The sequence below is a fragment of the Salinisphaera hydrothermalis C41B8 genome (assembly GCF_000732535.1).
Taxonomy (GTDB): Bacteria; Pseudomonadota; Gammaproteobacteria; order Nevskiales; family Salinisphaeraceae; genus Salinisphaera; species Salinisphaera hydrothermalis.
The window spans coordinates 1-16,155 of sequence record NZ_APNK01000035.1 but is presented as its reverse complement, the minus strand read 5'-3'; the positions used below and the strand labels follow the sequence as shown (position 1 = coordinate 16,155).

The window sequence follows — 16,155 nt, the reverse complement described above, 5'->3', positions numbered from 1 at the left end:
CGCCAATTCGTTACGAGCCGTGATTGTTCACGCGCTCTCGCAACTCCTTGCCCGGCTTGAAATGCGGCACGAATTTGCGCGGAATATCCACCGCTTCCCCGGTCTTGGGGTTGCGGCCGCGTCGTGCCGGTCGATGATGGACCGAGAAACTGCCGAAGCCGCGAATTTCCACGCGACCGCCGTCGGCCAACTCACTGATGACGTTATCAAGCAACAGCTTGACCGCCAGTTCCACATCGCGTTGGGTCATGTGCGCCTGGCGATCCACCAGACGTTCGATCAACTCGGATTTAGTCATCCAGCGCTCTCCCTAGAAACGCCGTCCCCCAATAACGTGCCGCCAACGCGGCCCGCCCCACAAGTTGCCGCTCTGCCGCGGGTGCCCCGCAGTGTTAAGTGTCTTGCAGCAACACTTTAAGGCTATGTAAAACACGGGGCGCACGCAAGCACCCCGTGTTCTTTTTTTGATCCAGACACTTCCGCCGGACATACGAAACCCGCGTGGGCGCCCCTCGGGGCACCGCGACGCGGGTTCGTATGAAAGGCCTTGGCGTGTCTAGTTGTCGCGGTCGGCCATCTGCTCCTTCAGGAGATCGCCAAGGCTGGTCGTGCCGGTCGAGGCATCGGTATCCGCGTAATCGCGCATCGCCTGCTGCTCGTCCTTTTCTTCCTTGGCACGAATCGACAGGCTGATGGAGCGGTTGCGACGGTCCACGCCGACAAAGCGCGCTTCGACCGCTTCGCCCTCGGACAGCACGCTACGCGCATCCTCGACGCGCTCGCGGGAAATATCCGACGCGCGGATGTAACCGGTGACATCGTTGCCCAGATCGACCGTCGCGCCGCGCGCGTCGACCGAAGCGATCGTGCCGGAGACGATACTGCCCTTCGGGTGATCGGCCACGAACGAACCCATCGGGTCCTGCGCCAGCTGCTTGATACCCAGCGAGATGCGCTCGCGGTCGGCATCGATGGCCAGCACCACGGCCTCGACCTCGTCGCCCTTGGAATAGTTGCGGACGACTTCCTCGCCCGGCTCGTTCCACGACAGGTCCGACAGATGCACCAAACCGTCGATGTTGCCCGGCAGGCCCACGAAGATGCCGAAGTCGGTGATCGACTTGATCTGGCCGGAGACGACGTCGTTGCGCGCATGCTGCGCGGCGAAATCTTCCCACGGGTTCGACTGGCACTGTTTCATGCCCAGCGAGATACGACGACGTTCTTCGTCGATCTCAAGCACCATGACCTCGACCTCGTCACCGACCGAGACCACCTGGTTCGGGTTGACGTTCTTGTTGGTCCAGTCCATTTCGGACACGTGCACCAGACCTTCCACGCCTTCCTCGATCTCGACGAAGGCACCGTAGTCGGTGATGTTGGTGACGTTGCCGAACAGACGGGTGTGCTCGGGATAGCGACGGGCGATATCGACCCACGGATCGTCACCCAGCTGCTTCAGGCCGAGCGAGACACGGGTGCGCTCGCGATCGAACTTGAGCACCTTGACTTCGACTTCCTCGCCCACCGAAACGACGTCCGACGGATCCTTGATCCGCTTCCAGGACATGTCGGTGATGTGCAGCAAGCCGTCGATGCCGCCCAGGTCCACGAACGCGCCGTAGTCGACCAGGTTCTTGACGATGCCCTTGAGGACAATGCCTTCCTGCAGCGTGTCGAGCAGCTGCTTGCGCTCTTCGCTGTACTCTTCCTTGAGCACGTCGCGACGCGAAACGACCACGTTGTTGCGCAGACGATCGAGCTTGATGACACGGAACTCGAGCGGCTTGCCCTCGAGGTACGTCGTGTCGCGCACCGGACGGACGTCGACCAGCGAGCCAGGCAGGAACGCACGGATGTTGCCCACGTCGACGGTGTAACCGCCCTTGACCTTGCCCGAAATATGACCGACGACGGATTCGCCGTTTTCGTAGGCTTCGGTAAGGAAGTCCCAGGTGCGGATGCGCTGGGCCTTTTCCTTCGACAGACGCGTGGCGCCGAAACCGTCTTCGACGGCTTCCAGCGCGACTTCGACCTTGTCGCCTTCGCCAACGGTCAGTTCGCCGTTCTCGTCGTAGAATTCATCGATCGGGATCACGCCTTCGGACTTGAGGCCCGCATCGACGATCACGACATCGTTCTTTACTTCCAGCACCTCGGCATTGATGAGGGAACCGGGCTGCATGGTGCGACCCTGCAGACTTTGCTCGAATAGTTCGGCGAAACTTTCAGACATGAGTGGGGAAAATCCTGCGGCGTCCAGCTGTCGACGCCATCCGTTGTTGATAAAGACAAAAACACCGCCCGCGGCATTGCACCACGAACGGACCCTATACAAGACCGGCGATCAGTTGATGCGCCAGCCCTTGGCCGCCACCAGATTGTGGATCTTGTCCAGCGAGGCGGCGACATCATCGCCGGTGGTGTCGATTACATGTGCATCGACGGCCGGCTTCAGCGGAGCGGCATCACGCGACGCATCGCGCTCATCACGTTCCACAATTTCACGATATATCCACTCAAGGTTAGCAGCAACACCTTTTTCGGACAACTGCGCATAACGACGCCGGGCTCGCTCCTCGGCCGAGGCCGTGATATAGAGCTTGAGATCGGCGTCCGGGAAAATCACCGTGCCCATATCGCGCCCGTCCGCGATCAAGCCCGGCAGCGCAACGAAATCGCGCTGGCGGGACAACAAAGCCTCGCGAATCGGCGGCAACGCAGCCCAGCGCGATGCGGCTTCCGAGACGGCGTCGGCACGGATCGCGTCGGTGACATCCTCGCCGGCCAGCTCGACGCGCTGCCCCGCCCCTTTATCCGGGACGAAATGAACCGGCAGCGCCTGGGCGATGGCGACAGCGCGCTCCCGATCCTCGGCGCGGTCCGGATCGAGCCCCTCGCGCAGCGCCGAAAGACCGACGAGCCGGTACAGCGCGCCGCTGTCGAGCAGCCACCAACCAAGGCCGCGTGCGAGTTCTGAAGCCAGCGTGCCCTTGCCGGCACCACCGGGCCCGTCCAGCGTAATCACAGGTGCCGCGGTACTCATTCGGTGGCCCTGGCCTGGATACCGAGCCCGGCCTGCGCGGCCAGTTCGACGAAGCCGGGAAACGAGGTATCGACATAATCGCAGTCGTCGATGATCACGGGGCCAGAGGCGCGCAACGCTGCCATGGCGAACGACATGGCGATTCGATGATCCTCGTGACTGGCGATCGACCCGCCGGAAAAACTCGGCGCATCGGGCCGGCCGACGATCACGATCCCGTCCTCAAGCTCGTGACATTCGACACCGAGACGCGCCAGCCCTTCCGCCATCACCGCGATGCGATCGCATTCCTTGACGCGCAGTTCGCCGGCGCCGGTGACCCGGGTCGTGCCGCGCGCGCATGCCGCGGCCACGAACAACGCCGGGCACTCGTCGATGGCCAGCTCGACTTCGTCGGCGCCGATCTCGATGCCGTGCAGTTCCGCCGATCGCACGCGAATATCGGCGACGGGCTCGCCGGCCTGATCGCGCTCGTCGAGCAGCGTGATGTCCGCGCCCATGGCCAGCAGCACGTCGATCACGCCGCGTCGCGTGGCATTGATGCCAACGCCGCGCAGCGTGATATCGCTGTCGGGCGCGATCGAGGCACCGACCATGAAGAAAGCCGCCGACGACAGATCGGCCGGCACGGCGACATCCGTCGCCGTCAGCGACTGGCCGCCGGCCACCGAGACAGTATCGCCGTCGCGCTCGACCGTCACGCCGAAGGCGCTGAGCATGCGCTCGGTGTGGTCGCGGCTGACGCCCGGTTCGTGGACCCGGGTCGTGCCGTCGGCATATAGCCCCGCGAGCAACACACAGGATTTGATCTGGGCGCTTGCCACCGGCGGCGTGTAATCGATGGCGTTGAGCTTGACGCCGCCCGTGATCGCAAGCGGCGCACGGTCGCCGTCCCGGCCTTCGATGTGCGCGCCCATCTGCCACAGCGGCTCGATCACGCGCTTCATCGGACGGCGTGAGAGGCTGGCATCGCCGGTGAGCACCGAGTCGAATGCCTGGCCGGCCATAATGCCCGACAACAGACGCATCGACGTGCCGGAATTACCCAGGTCCAGCGGGGCCGCGGGCGCGCGCAGGCCGCGCATGCCCATGCCCGTGATCACGCGGGCGCCCTGATCGAGCTCATGCGACAGCCCCATGGCGCCAAAGGCGTTGAGCGTCGCCAGACAGTCGGCGCTTTCGAGAAAACCGGAAATACGCGTGGTGCCGTCCGCGAGCGCGGCGAACATGATGGCCCGATGCGAGATCGACTTGTCGCCGGGCACACGAATATCGCCGCCCAGAGCCCCGCCTGGCTGGACATGAAAGCTCTTGCCGCTCATCGCTCGTTCTGCTCCCGCTGTAACACGAACCCGTCGCGCGCGGTCTTCGCGCGCTCGAAAATGTCATGAAGATGATGGTCGTCGCCGCTGGCGATTGCGCTGCGCACGTCCTGAAGCTGCGCCATATAGGCGTCGAGCGTATGCAATACCGGGCCACGGTTGGCCTTGACGATATCGCGCCATAGCGCGGGATCGCTAGAGGCGATGCGCGTGAAATCGGCAAAGCCGCCGGCCGCATACGCAAAGATTTCGGTCCGCTCGGCCATGGCGGCAAGGGTATCGACGAGCGTATACGCCAGCACATGCGGCAGATGACTGGTCGCCGCCAGCACCTCGTCGTGATGCGCTGCCGTCATGTGCGATACCTGCGCGCCCAGGGCCGACCACATGGCCTCTACCGCCGCGAGCGCTGCGGGGTCGGTGGTCTCATCCGGCGTGAGGATCACGCGGCGCGCGGTGAACAGCGTGGCGAAACCGGCCTCCAGGCCGCTGTTCTCCGTCCCCGCGATCGGATGCCCGGGCACAAAGCGGGCCATGGCAGCCGCATCGAACGCGCGCGCAGCGGCTTCGACGACGCTGGTCTTGCTGCTGCCGGTATCGGTAATCACGGCGTGGGCCGGGCAAACGCCGGCCACTTCGGAAAGCACCTCATCGAGCTCCGCGGGCGGCGTGGCCACCACGACCAGATCGGCCGGGCCGACGGCGGCGGCGATATCGGCGTGGCACGTATCCACCAGCTCGAGCGCAACCGCCCGCGCCGCATCCGCATCCGACGTGACCGCACCCACCAGATGCCCGGCATAGCCCGCCGCGCGCAGGCCGCGGGCGACCGAGCCGCCGATCAGGCCCAGGCCGACGATCGCGATGCGATCGAACTCCGACAACACCGGCGTTGGATTCATCACCCGAGCACGCGATCCAGTGCGGCAAGGAAACGCTCGTTGTCCGCCTCGCTGCCGACCGTCACGCGCAGATGGCTCGGCAGGCCGTAGCCGCCCAGCGGCCGCACGATCACCCCCTCGCGCAACAGCGCGTCGTAGACCGCGCGGCCTTCGCGGCCGGTATCGAAGGTGATGAAATTCGCCTGGCTTGGCAGGCTGGGCAGCCCGCGCTCGGCCAGCGCCTGCGTCAGGCGCGCGCGCTGACCGCTATTGGATTCAATCGAGCGTGCGATGAAATCGTGATCGTCGATCGCCGCGGCTGCACAGTGCAACGCCACCATATTGACGTTGAAGGGCTGGCGGATACGGTTGAGAAAATCGGCGACTGTCGCCGAGCTCAAGCCGTAGCCGAAGCGCAGCGCCGCCATGCCGAAGATCTTCGAGAACGTGCGCGTAATCACGAGATTGTCGTAACGCGCCAACCACGCGGCTTCGTCGACGATCGCATCGGCCGTCTGATACTCGATATAAGCCTGGTCCAGCACCACGACGGTCGACGACGGCACGCGATCGAGAAAAGCCTCGAGGGCCGCCGGCGTCACCCACGTGCCGGTGGGATTATTCGGGTTGGCAATAAACACCACGCCGGTGTCGTCGTCGACGGCCGCCAGCATGGCGTCCAGATCGTGGCCGTACGGCATATCGGCATCGGCGGCCAGCGCCGGCACCTCGCGGACCTCGGCCCCGACGCCGCGCGCGACGATCGGATAGACCGCGAACGAATGCTGCGAAACGACGGCGTTCTTGCCGGGGCCGAGAAACACGCGGCCGGTGAGCTCGAGAATATCGTCCGAGCCATTGCCCAGCGTGATGCACGCCGTCGCCATGCCGTGGCGGGCTGCGATCTTCTGCTTGACTTCGTAACCGCTGCCATCGGGATAGCGATACAGATCGCCGTCGAAGTTCGCGAGCGCAGCCAGAGCCGCCGGTGCCGTACCGAGCGGGTTCTCGTTCGACGCCAGCTTGATGATCGAGGTCAAGCCAAGCTCGCGCTTGAGGTCCTCGATCGGCTTGCCGGGGACATAGGGCGACAGCCCGTGAATTCCGGCGTGGGCCTGGTCGGTCAGAGTTTTCGGCATGTCGCTATCTCGACGTATTGAGACACTATTCGGCATCGCGGCCGATCGAGCGGGGGTAGGACCCCAGGATCTTGAGCATGACGGCCTCGGCCTCGATCGACTCGATCACGCGTCGCACTGGCGCATCGTCGGCATGGCCTTCGATGTCGATGAAGAAGTTGTAGTCCCAGGCCTGACGCCGCGACGGGCGCGATTCGATGCGCGCCAGATCCACGCCGGCATCAGCGGCCGGTGCCAGCAGGCGATACAGCATGCCCGGCCGGTTGCGGATCGACACCAGGATCGACGTCATGTCATTGCCGGACGCCGCCACCTGCTGGGTGCCCAGCACCAGGAAGCGCGTGGTGTTGTTGGGCTCGTCCTCGATATTCGAGGCGAGAATCGGCAGATCGTAGAAATCGCTCGCCGCCCGCGCCGCGATCGCCGCGGCGGTCGCGTCTCCCGCAACGCGGCGCGCAGCCTCACCGTTCGACGCCACGGCCTCCCGGACTACGCCCGGCAGATGCGTATCGAGCCAGTTGCGGCATTGAGCCAACGATTGCGCATGCGCGACCACGCGCTTGATCGAGCCGAGTTCGCCGGCATGCGAAAGCAAATGATGGTGCACCGCAAGCGCCACTTCGCCACAGATGGACAGCCGGCTGCCCACCAGCTGATCCAGCGTATGGGTGACGACGCCTTCGGTGGAATTTTCCACCGGCACCACCCCGAAGTGGGCGTTGCCGGCCTCGACGTCACGGAAAATGTCGCCGATCGCGGGTTTCGGCGATGCCAGCACGGCATGACCGAAATGCTTGTAGACCGCGGCCTGAGTGTAGGTCCCCTCGGGCCCGAGATAGGCGACCGTCATCGGTTTCTCGAGCGCCAGGCAAGCGGACATGATCTCGCGCATGATGCGGGCGGCCGCTTCGTCCGACAGGGGCCCTTCGTTGCGCGCGGCGACGCGCTCGAGCACCTGGGCCTCGCGCTCGGGGCGATAAAAATCGGTGCGCCCGGCGGCCTGTTTGATCTCGGCGACCTTGAGCGCAATACCGGCACGCTCGTTGATCAGCGCATGGATACGCTGATCGAGTTCGTCGATTTGGGCGCGCGCATCGGCAAGCGCATCGTCGTCGGATGGTGTGCTCATGGCCTCGGGCCTGTTGATGTTTCACACAGTGCCGGGTCGCGCGTCGCGGTCTGCCGGCCCGGCCACAGAACACGCGCCGGGTAGCAACCGGGCAAGCCTTGCGACACGTCCTGGCACGATCCGGGATTGCAACCCGAAAGGTCGGCGCGCATTTTGCCACAATCCGCCACCGCAGCCCCGCGGACGCCATGGGCCGGCGCTATGGACGGGATCGCTCGTGGCGCCTTGGATTGCCGTCGGCGATATCGGCGCCATCGCGCGCCGCGCCGAACTCCCCCGACGCCGGCGTTATCGGCACGACCCCGGGCCGCCGGATGCGGCCCGGGGTCGTCATTGGGATCAGCCCGCCTTGGGGCCGATCGCGCCCAGATAGCGCACGCAGAGCACGCCGGAAATAGCGGCGAGCTCATCGAGCGCGCCCTGGGCCACTTCGGCATCCACGTCCACGAGGGACAACGCGATTTCGCCTTTCGACTTGTTCAGCAGATCGGCGATGTTGTGGTTGTGGCGCGCCAGTGCGGACGTGATCTGACCGACCATGTTCGGCTGGTTCTTGTTGATCACCACCACGCGGTGGGCGTTGGCCGTCGGCGGCATGATCGCCTCGGGGAAGTTCACCGAGTTGCGGATGTTGCCCACTTCGAGCCAGTCGCGCAGCTGATCGGCGATCATGATGGCGCTGTTGTCCTCGGCCTCGTCGGTCGAGGCGCCCAGATGCGGCAGCGTGATCACGCGCTCGTGTCCACGCAGCTTCTCCGAGGGGAAGTCGCAGACGTAGTACTTGAGATGGCCTTCGGCCAGCGACTCGAGCACGGCGTCCTCGTCCACGATTTCCGCGCGCGAGAAGTTCAGCAGCACCGCGCCCTTGGGCATCAGCTTGAGGCGATCGGCATTGACCAGCCCTCGAGTGCCGTCGACCAGCGGGACATGCAGGCTAACGAACTCCGAACCGGACATCAGATCGTCAACCGACAACGCTTCCGCGACACCGGCACTCAAGCGCCAGGCGTTATTGATGGTGATGCCCGGATCGAAACCGGACACGGCCATGCCCAGCGCCTGCGCCGCGTTGGCGACATTCACACCCACGGCGCCGAGACCGATGACGCCCAGCGTACGTCCGGGCAACTCCACGCCCTTGAACTTCTTCTTGCCGGCTTCGACTTCTTTCTTGAGATCCTCGCCGGTAGAGGTCAGTTCTTCGACGTATTTCCACGCGCCGAGGATGTTGCGCGCCGACAGCAGCATGCCGGACAGCACCAGCTCCTTGACGGCGTTGGCATTGGCGCCCGGTGCGTTGAACACGGGTACGCCACGCTCGGTCATCTTGTCGAGCGGGATGTTGTTCACGCCGGCGCCGGCACGGCCGATCGCGCGCACGGACGCCGGGATGTCCATGTTGTGCATGTTGGCCGAGCGCAGGATGATCGCATCCGGCTCGCTCATCTCCGAGGCCACTTCGTAGAGATCGCGCGGCAGGCGGTCGAGACCGCGCGCGGAGATGTTGTTCAGGGTTTGAATCTTCAGGCTCATGACAATCCTTATTTCAGGCAATCCTGGAACCGGGGAACCCGGCCGCGACGGCGACCGGCCAAGCCTCGCCCGGGCAACCGGCGGGCCGAGCGGGCTCCGGGGCGCCTTGCGCCCCGAGGGTATTCCCTTCTAACCGTTGGTCTTGGCGAACGTACGCATGAAGTCGATCAACGCGTCGACGCCGGCTTCCGGCATCGCGTTGTAGATCGATGCCCGCATGCCGCCGACCGAGCGATGACCCTTGAGCGTGGACAGCCCGGCCTCTTCGGCTTCGGCCAGGAACTGCTTGTTCAGGGTGTCATCGGCCAGCAGGAACGGCACGTTCATGCGCGAACGAACGGCCGGATCGACGGGGTTCGAGTAGAAGTCCGATGCGTCGATGTAGTCGTACAGCTTGGACGACTTGCGGATATTGATCTTCTCGATCGCTTCCAGACCGCCCTGGTTCTCCAGCCATTCGAAGGTCAGGCCGCAGATGTACCACGCGTAGCAGGACGGCGTATTCAGCATGGAATCCGCGTCGCGCTGCTGCTTGTAGTTGAAGACCATCGGGCAGGCCGCCTGGGCCTGGTCCAGCAGGTCGTTGCGCACGATCACCATGGTGATGCCGGCCGGGCCCGCATTCTTCTGGGCGCCGGCATAGATCACGCCATACTTGGACACATCCACCGGACGCGACAGGAAGTTCGACGACATATCCGCGACCAGCGGCGCATCGCCGACGTCCGGTACGTCCTGGAACTCCACGCCCTGAATGGTCTCGTTCGGGGTGAAATGCAGATACGCCGCGTTCGAGGACAGGTTCCAGTCTGAAACCGCCGGGATCGAAGTGAAGCCGTCGGCCTCACCCGACGCCGCCAGGTTGGCCTCGCCATACTTGCCGGCTTCCTTGATCGCCTTCTTGCCCCAATTACCGGTAACGACATAATCGGCGGTGTGGCGCTCACCCATCAGGTTCAGCGGCACGCCGGCGAACTGGCCGGCCGCCCCGCCCTGCAGAAACAGCACGCTGTAATCATCCGGCACATCCAGCAGACGACGCAGCCGCGCGGTCGCATCTTCGGCGATGGACACGAACGCCGAGCCACGATGACTCATTTCCATCACGGACATGCCAGTGCCCTTCCAGTCGAGCATCTCGGCCTGGGCTTTTTCCAGCACTTCGACCGGCAGGGTCGCGGGACCTGCACTGAAGTTGTACACACGTGCCATGAAACCACTCCTCGTGGAAAACAAATCGGGGCGCGCCGGGCGGGGATTACTCCTCGCCCGGCGCTTCGGATGCCTGTGTGTCGCCGTCGGGCGCGGCTTCATCGTCCGCGTCCTCGACCGCAATACGGTCCACGCCCACCAGGCGCTGACCGTCGCCCACACGAATGATGCGCACGCCCTGGGTGTTGCGGCCCAGCACGGAAACTTCGGAAACCGCCGTGCGGATGAGCGTGCCCATGTTGGAAATGAGCATGATCTCGTCGTCTTCGGACACCTGCGTGGCGCCGACCACGGCGCCGGTCTTGTCCGACTGCTTGAGCGCGAGCACGCCCTGCCCGCCGCGGCCGCGCAGCGGATAATCGTCCACCGGCGTGCGCTTGCCGTAACCGTGTTCGGTCACGGTGAGGATCTCGCCCTCTCGCACCACGATCAGGCCGATCACGGTGGCGGTATCGTCGTCCTCGGGCAAACGAATACCGCGCACGCCGGCGGCGTTACGGCCCATCTGGCGCACGTCAGCCTCGGCGAAGCGAATCACCTTGCCGGCCGATGAGAACAGCATGATGGTGTCGTTGCCGGCGGTACGGTCGACGCCAACCAGCGCGTCGTCGTCGCGCAGATCGATGGCGATGATGCCGTTGGTCCGCGGCCGGGAGAACTGTTCCAGCGCGGTCTTCTTGACCGTGCCGTTGCGGGTCGCGAAGAAGACGTTCTCGTCGGTGTTGAAATCCTTGATCGGCAGCACTTCGGAAATGCGCTCGTCGGACTCCAGCGGCAACAGGTTCACGATGGGCTTGCCGCGAGCGCCGCGACCGGCGCTCGGCAGTTCGTAGACCTTGAGCCAGTAGGCCTTGCCGTAGGACGAGAAGCACAACAGCGTGTCATGGGTATGCGTCACCCAGAGCTTCTCGATGAAGTCGGCATCCTTGGTGGTGGTGGCCGACTTGCCGCGCCCGCCGCGACGCTGGGCGCGATAGGCATCCAGCGGCTGCGACTTCACATAGCCTTCGTGCGTGAGGGTGACGACCACGTCTTCCGGCGAGATCAGATCGGCCGTGGTCAGATCCAGGTGATCGTCGAGGATCTGGGTCTTGCGATCGTCGCCATACTCGTCGCGCACGGCGACCAACTCCTCGCGGATGACTTCGAACAGGCGCGCCATCGACGACAGAATTTCGAGATAGTCGGCGATATCATCGAGCAGTTTCTCGAATTCCTCGATGATCTTGTCTTGCTCCAGCCCGGTCAGGCGGTGCAGGCGCAGATCGAGGATCGCCTGGGCCTGGGTTTCGGTCAGGCGATAGCGGCCGGAATCCAGCAGGCCGTAGTCGCGCGACAGATCGGCGGGACGCGAGGCATCGGCCCCGGCGCGCTCGAGCATGTCGGTGACCTGGCCCGGTGCCCATTCGCGCGCCATCAGCCCTTCCCGGGCTTCCGAGGGGCTGGAGGCGCCGCGGATCAGCGCGATCACTTCATCGATATTGGCCAGCGCGATCGTCAGGCCTTCCAGCACATGGGCCCGCGCCCGCGCCTTGGCCAGCTCGTACTGCGTGCGCCGCGTGACGACTTCGCGCCGATGCCGGATGAACGCTTCCAGCATCTGCTTGAGATTGAGCGTACGCGGCTGGCCGTCATCGAGCGCGACCATGTTGATGCCGAACACGGTCTGCATCTGCGAATGCCGATACAGATTATTGAGCACCACCTCGGGCGTCTCGCCGCGGCGCAGCTCGATCACCATGCGCATGCCGTCCTTGTCGGACTCGTCGCGCAGCTCGGTGATGCCCTCGACGCGTTTTTCCTTGACCAGCTCGGCGATCTTTTCCAGCAGCCGGGCCTTGTTGACCTGGTACGGCAGTTCCGTGACCACGATCGCCTGCTTGCCGCGCTCGTCGATGTCCTCGAAGTGGGCACGCGCCCGGATATGGATCCGGCCGCGACCGGTTTCGTAGGCCTCGCGGATTCCGGAGGCGCCGTTGATGATGCCGGCGGTCGGGAAATCCGGGCCCGGGACGTGGGCCATCAGCTCGGCGATGGTCACGTCTTCGTTGTCCATCACCGCCAGGCAAGCGTTGATGATCTCGCGAATGTTGTGCGGCGGAATATTGGTCGCCATGCCCACCGCGATGCCGGTGCCGCCGTTGACCAGCAGGTTCGGCAGCTTGGTCGGCAGTACCGCGGGCTCGGATTCCGATTCGTCGTAGTTCGGAATGAAATCGACCGTGTCCTTGCCGATATCGGCCAGCAGCTCATGGGCAAGCTTGGCCATGCGCACTTCGGTGTAACGCATGGCGGCCGGCGCGTCGCCGTCGATCGAGCCGAAGTTGCCCTGGCCGTCGACCAGCACATAGCGCATGGAGAAATCCTGCGCCATGCGGACGATGGTGTCGTAGACCGCGGAATCGCCGTGCGGGTGATATTTACCGATGACGTCGCCGACCACGCGCGCCGATTTCTTGTACGGGCGGTTCCAGTCGTTGGACAGCTCCTGCATCGCGTACAACACGCGACGATGCACCGGCTTGAGGCCGTCGCGGACATCAGGCAACGCACGCCCGACGATCACGCTCATCGCATAGTCGAGATACGACTGGCGCATCTCGTCTTCCAGGTTGATCGACAGGATCTCTTTTGCGACGTCGGCCATAGGCTAGTTCAAGTTGGCGATCCGGCGCGCGAAACAGCCTCGAAGCGGTGCCGGAAACGATCCGGAACCTCTTTGCCGGCCGGGCCTGAAAGACCAGTGCGCGAAGCGCGATATGATACCACAGCCGTTAGGCGCAGCCGGCCTCCGCGCTGTGCGCCATTTCATGTCTCGGGTAGCATCGATCCGGCCGAACTTCGGCGCCCTCGAACACCCGTTCATTCATCGCCCCAAGCGAGAGACGATCTTGTCCGAAACCGTCATAAACGCCCGCTGGATCGCGCCGGTCGACGGCCGGCGGCGCTGGCTCGAAAATCATGCCGTGGTGGTCCGTCAGGGCCGGATCGCGGCGATCCTGCCTCGCGACGACGCCGCGCGCGCGCATCCAGATGCCGAAGTCGTCGACCGGCCACATCACCTGCTCATCCCCGGCCTGATCAACGCACACACGCACGCGGCCATGAACCTGATGCGTGGCGTGGCCAACGATCTGCCGTTGATGCCGTGGCTGCAGGAGCATATCTGGCCGCTCGAGGGACAGTTCATGTCCCAGGCATTCGTCGCCGACGGGACCGATCTCGCCATGGCGGAAATGATCCGCGGCGGCACGACCTGTTTCAACGACATGTATTTCTTTCCGGATGTGGCAGCCGATCGCGTCGACCGGGCCGGCATGCGCGCCGGCATTGGCATGATCCTGATCGACTTCCCCACCGTGTGGGCGGCCAACCCGGACGAATATCTGGACAAGGGCCTGGCCGTCCGCGATGAATGGCGTCATCACGAACGCATCGTGACGCCGTTTGCTCCGCATGCGCCGTACACGGTCTCCGATGGGCCACTGACCAAGATGCGCACCTATGCCGACGAGATGGACGTCCGCGTGCACATGCATGTCCATGAGACCGCGCATGAGGTGAACAACGCCGTCGAACAGCACGGGCAACGTCCGCTCGCGCGCCTCGATGCGCTTGGGCTGCTCACGCCCAATCTGCTGGCCGTGCACATGACCCAGCTCACCGACGCCGAGATCGAGCGCTGTGCCGCCGCCGGCGTGCACGTGATTCATTCGCCGGAGTCGAATCTCAAGCTCGCCAGCGGCCTGGCGCCGGTGCAGCGATTGCGCGATGCCGGCGTCAACGTGGCACTCGGCACCGACGGTGCGGCCTCCAACAACGATCTCGACATGATCGGCGAAATGCGCACCGCCGCGCTGATCGGCAAGATCGCCGGCGACGACGCGGCCGCGGTCTCGGCCGACGCCGCGCTGGAAATGGCCACTATCGCCGGCGCCCGCGCGCTCGGCATCGCCGACGAGACCGGCTCGATCGAGGTCGGCAAAGCCGCCGATCTGGCCGCCGTAGACCTGAGCGCACTGGAAACCCGCCCCGTCTTCGACCCCATCGCGGCACTGGTCTACAGCGCCAGCCGCGAACAGGTCACCGACACCTGGGTGGCCGGACGCGCCCTGATGCGCGATCGTCGCCTGACCACGCTGGATCTGGATGACGTCATGCAGCGTACCGATGCCTGGGCCGATAAACTCGCCGCCTTTGCCGCCGCCCAAACCAAGAGCTAAGCCCATGCCCAGCAATCAGCAAGCCGAACTCGATAAATTCGATGCCATGGCCGCCAACTGGTGGGATCCGACCGGCGATATGCGGCCGCTGCACGACATCAACCCGCTGCGCACGACCTATATCGAACGCCGCGCGGGCGGCCTCAAGGGCAAGCGCGTGCTCGACGTCGGCTGCGGCGCGGGTCTGCTGTCGGAGGCCATGGCAGCGCGCGGCGCCCGGGTGACCGGCATCGATCTGGCCCCGCAGGCGATCGGCGCCGCGCAGCGTCATGCCGAACAATCCGGTCTGGACATCGAATATCGCGTTGCGGCCTCGCGCGATATGGCGGCCGAACTCGCCGGCGAATTCGATATCGTCGTGGCCTACGAAATGCTCGAGCATGTCGACGAGCCGGCCTATGTGGTCCAGGACTGCGCGACATTGACCGCCCCGGGCGGTCACGTCTTCTTCTCGACCATCAACCGCTCGCCCATGGCCTGGGCGCTCGCTATCGGCGGCGCCGAATACGTGCTCGGCCTGTTGCCGCGCGGCACCCACGAGTACGCCAAGCTGGTGAAACCGGCCGAACTGTCAGCGCATTGCCGGCACGCCGGGCTCGAGGTCGTCGACATCAGCGGCATGCGCTACAACCCGCTCACGCACAGCGCGTCACTGGGCCATCGCCCGGACGTGAACTACTTCCTGCATGCCCGACACGGCGAGGACGACGCCTGATGATGACCGACGGACCCAGCGTGCTGTTCGATCTCGACGGCACGCTCATGCATACCGCCCCGGATCTGGTCGGCGCGCTCAACGACATGCGCGTCGCCGAAGGCCTCGACCCGTTGCCGCTGGAGGTGCTGGCGCCGTATTGCTCCTACGGCGGGCGCGGCCTGCTCGGGCGCGGCTTCGATCTCACCCCGGACGATGACGGCTATCGCGTCGCCTACGATCGCTTCATCGCCCGCTATCGCGAGCGCATGACCTGGGAAAGCCGACCCTATGACGGCATTCGCGAACTGGTCGCGCGCCTGGCCGCCGAGAACCAGCCCTGGGGCGTGGTCACCAACAAGGTCGAAGCGCTGGCCGTGCCGCTGATCGAATTCACAGCCTTCGATCCAGCCCCCGGCTGTGTGATCGGCGGCGATACCGCGGGCGTGGCCAAGCCGGACCCGCGCCCGATTCTGCTGGCCTGCGAGCGCATGGGCGTGACGCCCGAGCAATGCATCTACGTGGGCGACTCCGACCGCGACATCCTCGCCGGCCGCGCCGCCGGCATGGCCACCATCGCCGCCGGCTATGGCTATGTCCCGGTCGACGACGACATCGCGAAATGGGAAGCCGACGCCGTGGTCGACACGCCCGCCGAGCTCTGGGACGCTATCCAACGTCTGCAGGTGCCTGCGTAGCGTCGATCCGCCTCCAATAGTGCGGCGTGGACCGTCGTGCTCGCTCACGCCGGATGACGCTTCGCGCCGCAGATCGACACGACGGCCGCTCTATTGCAGCGCATAGATGGCATAGCGCTCGTGCAGATGTAGGTCGGCTTAGGGCGTAAGCCGACAAAAGCCCGGGCGGCCCCGTGGTGGCGGCTACCGCATCGTGGATTGTCGATCCCACCCGACTTCGTTCTTGTCGGATTACGCGCTTCGCGCTAATCCGACCTACGTCACTACGTCGCTATTGG

General features: G+C 64.9%; 13 protein-coding genes. 3 read left to right on the top strand and 10 right to left on the bottom strand.

The genetic code is table 11. The features are described from left to right. Positions 1–10: 10 nt before the first annotated feature. From C41B8_RS15960 to gyrA, 10 genes are all read right to left on the bottom strand, one after another. Complete coding sequence (locus C41B8_RS15960; RefSeq protein WP_037340435.1) at positions 11–298, bottom strand: integration host factor subunit beta; 288 nt, start codon at positions 296–298, stop codon at positions 11–13. Between the two features lie 258 nt (positions 299–556). Further along, positions 557–2,236: a 30S ribosomal protein S1 gene (gene rpsA, locus C41B8_RS15955; protein WP_037340433.1), complete on the bottom strand. Its 1,680-nt coding sequence runs from the start codon at positions 2,234–2,236 to the stop codon at positions 557–559. Between the two features lie 111 nt (positions 2,237–2,347). Continuing rightward, positions 2,348–3,046 carry a (d)CMP kinase gene (gene cmk, locus C41B8_RS15950; protein WP_037340431.1) on the bottom strand — a complete coding sequence of 233 codons (699 nt, stop codon included), beginning with the start codon at positions 3,044–3,046 and terminating at the stop codon, positions 2,348–2,350. Continuing rightward, positions 3,043–4,368, bottom strand: a complete 1,326-nt coding sequence (aroA, locus tag C41B8_RS15945) for a 3-phosphoshikimate 1-carboxyvinyltransferase (protein ID WP_037340429.1) — start codon at positions 4,366–4,368, stop codon at positions 3,043–3,045. The genes cmk and aroA overlap by 4 nt, the downstream gene beginning before the upstream one ends. Beyond that, the gene (locus tag C41B8_RS15940) at positions 4,365–5,270 is read right to left on the bottom strand and encodes a prephenate dehydrogenase (RefSeq protein WP_037340428.1); all 906 of its coding nucleotides are present in this window, start codon (positions 5,268–5,270) and stop codon (positions 4,365–4,367) included. The genes aroA and C41B8_RS15940 overlap by 4 nt, the downstream gene beginning before the upstream one ends. Further along, a complete protein-coding gene (gene hisC, locus C41B8_RS15935) occupies positions 5,270–6,388 on the bottom strand; it encodes a histidinol-phosphate transaminase (RefSeq protein WP_037340427.1) in 1,119 nt (372 codons plus the stop codon). The genes C41B8_RS15940 and hisC overlap by 1 nt, the downstream gene beginning before the upstream one ends. A gap of 25 nt (positions 6,389–6,413) precedes the next feature. Next, the gene (pheA, locus tag C41B8_RS15930; protein WP_037340426.1) at positions 6,414–7,517 is read right to left on the bottom strand and encodes a prephenate dehydratase; all 1,104 of its coding nucleotides are present in this window, start codon (positions 7,515–7,517) and stop codon (positions 6,414–6,416) included. Between the two features lie 339 nt (positions 7,518–7,856). Then, complete coding sequence (locus C41B8_RS15925) at positions 7,857–9,050, bottom strand: phosphoglycerate dehydrogenase (RefSeq protein WP_037340425.1); 1,194 nt, start codon at positions 9,048–9,050, stop codon at positions 7,857–7,859. A gap of 129 nt (positions 9,051–9,179) precedes the next feature. Next, positions 9,180–10,262, bottom strand: a complete 1,083-nt coding sequence (serC, locus tag C41B8_RS15920; protein WP_037340424.1) for a 3-phosphoserine/phosphohydroxythreonine transaminase — start codon at positions 10,260–10,262, stop codon at positions 9,180–9,182. A gap of 46 nt (positions 10,263–10,308) precedes the next feature. Further along, on the bottom strand, positions 10,309–12,909 hold the full coding sequence (gene gyrA, locus C41B8_RS15915; RefSeq protein ID WP_037340423.1) for a DNA gyrase subunit A: 2,601 nt from the start codon (positions 12,907–12,909) through the stop codon (positions 10,309–10,311). 241 nt (positions 12,910–13,150) lie between these two features. Here gyrA and C41B8_RS15910 point away from each other — a divergent pair, with 241 nt between their 5' ends. From C41B8_RS15910 to C41B8_RS15900, 3 genes are read left to right on the top strand one after another with little or no spacing between them, the layout of a single operon-like run. Next, positions 13,151–14,485 carry a TRZ/ATZ family hydrolase gene (locus C41B8_RS15910; RefSeq protein ID WP_037340480.1) on the top strand — a complete coding sequence of 445 codons (1,335 nt, stop codon included), beginning with the start codon at positions 13,151–13,153 and terminating at the stop codon, positions 14,483–14,485. 4 nt (positions 14,486–14,489) lie between these two features. Then, positions 14,490–15,200 carry a bifunctional 2-polyprenyl-6-hydroxyphenol methylase/3-demethylubiquinol 3-O-methyltransferase UbiG gene (gene ubiG, locus C41B8_RS15905; protein WP_037340422.1) on the top strand — a complete coding sequence of 237 codons (711 nt, stop codon included), beginning with the start codon at positions 14,490–14,492 and terminating at the stop codon, positions 15,198–15,200. Further along, a complete protein-coding gene (locus C41B8_RS15900; RefSeq protein ID WP_051883671.1) occupies positions 15,200–15,877 on the top strand; it encodes an HAD family hydrolase in 678 nt (225 codons plus the stop codon). The genes ubiG and C41B8_RS15900 overlap by 1 nt, the downstream gene beginning before the upstream one ends. Positions 15,878–16,155 lie beyond the last annotated feature (278 nt).

Coding starts and splice junctions, on each gene's coding strand:
- C41B8_RS15960 (WP_037340435.1), bottom strand. CDS start 298: ATGACTAAATCCGAGTTGATCGAACGTCTGGTGGATCGCCAGGCGCAC.
- rpsA (WP_037340433.1), bottom strand. CDS start 2,236: ATGTCTGAAAGTTTCGCCGAACTATTCGAGCAAAGTCTGCAGGGTCGC.
- cmk (WP_037340431.1), bottom strand. CDS start 3,046: ATGAGTACCGCGGCACCTGTGATTACGCTGGACGGGCCCGGTGGTGCC.
- aroA (WP_037340429.1), bottom strand. CDS start 4,368: ATGAGCGGCAAGAGCTTTCATGTCCAGCCAGGCGGGGCTCTGGGCGGC.
- C41B8_RS15940 (WP_037340428.1), bottom strand. CDS start 5,270: ATGAATCCAACGCCGGTGTTGTCGGAGTTCGATCGCATCGCGATCGTC.
- hisC (WP_037340427.1), bottom strand. CDS start 6,388: ATGCCGAAAACTCTGACCGACCAGGCCCACGCCGGAATTCACGGGCTG.
- pheA (WP_037340426.1), bottom strand. CDS start 7,517: ATGAGCACACCATCCGACGACGATGCGCTTGCCGATGCGCGCGCCCAA.
- C41B8_RS15925 (WP_037340425.1), bottom strand. CDS start 9,050: ATGAGCCTGAAGATTCAAACCCTGAACAACATCTCCGCGCGCGGTCTC.
- serC (WP_037340424.1), bottom strand. CDS start 10,262: ATGGCACGTGTGTACAACTTCAGTGCAGGTCCCGCGACCCTGCCGGTC.
- gyrA (WP_037340423.1), bottom strand. CDS start 12,909: ATGGCCGACGTCGCAAAAGAGATCCTGTCGATCAACCTGGAAGACGAG.
- ubiG (WP_037340422.1), top strand. CDS start 14,490: ATGCCCAGCAATCAGCAAGCCGAACTCGATAAATTCGATGCCATGGCC.
- C41B8_RS15900 (WP_051883671.1), top strand. CDS start 15,200: ATGATGACCGACGGACCCAGCGTGCTGTTCGATCTCGACGGCACGCTC.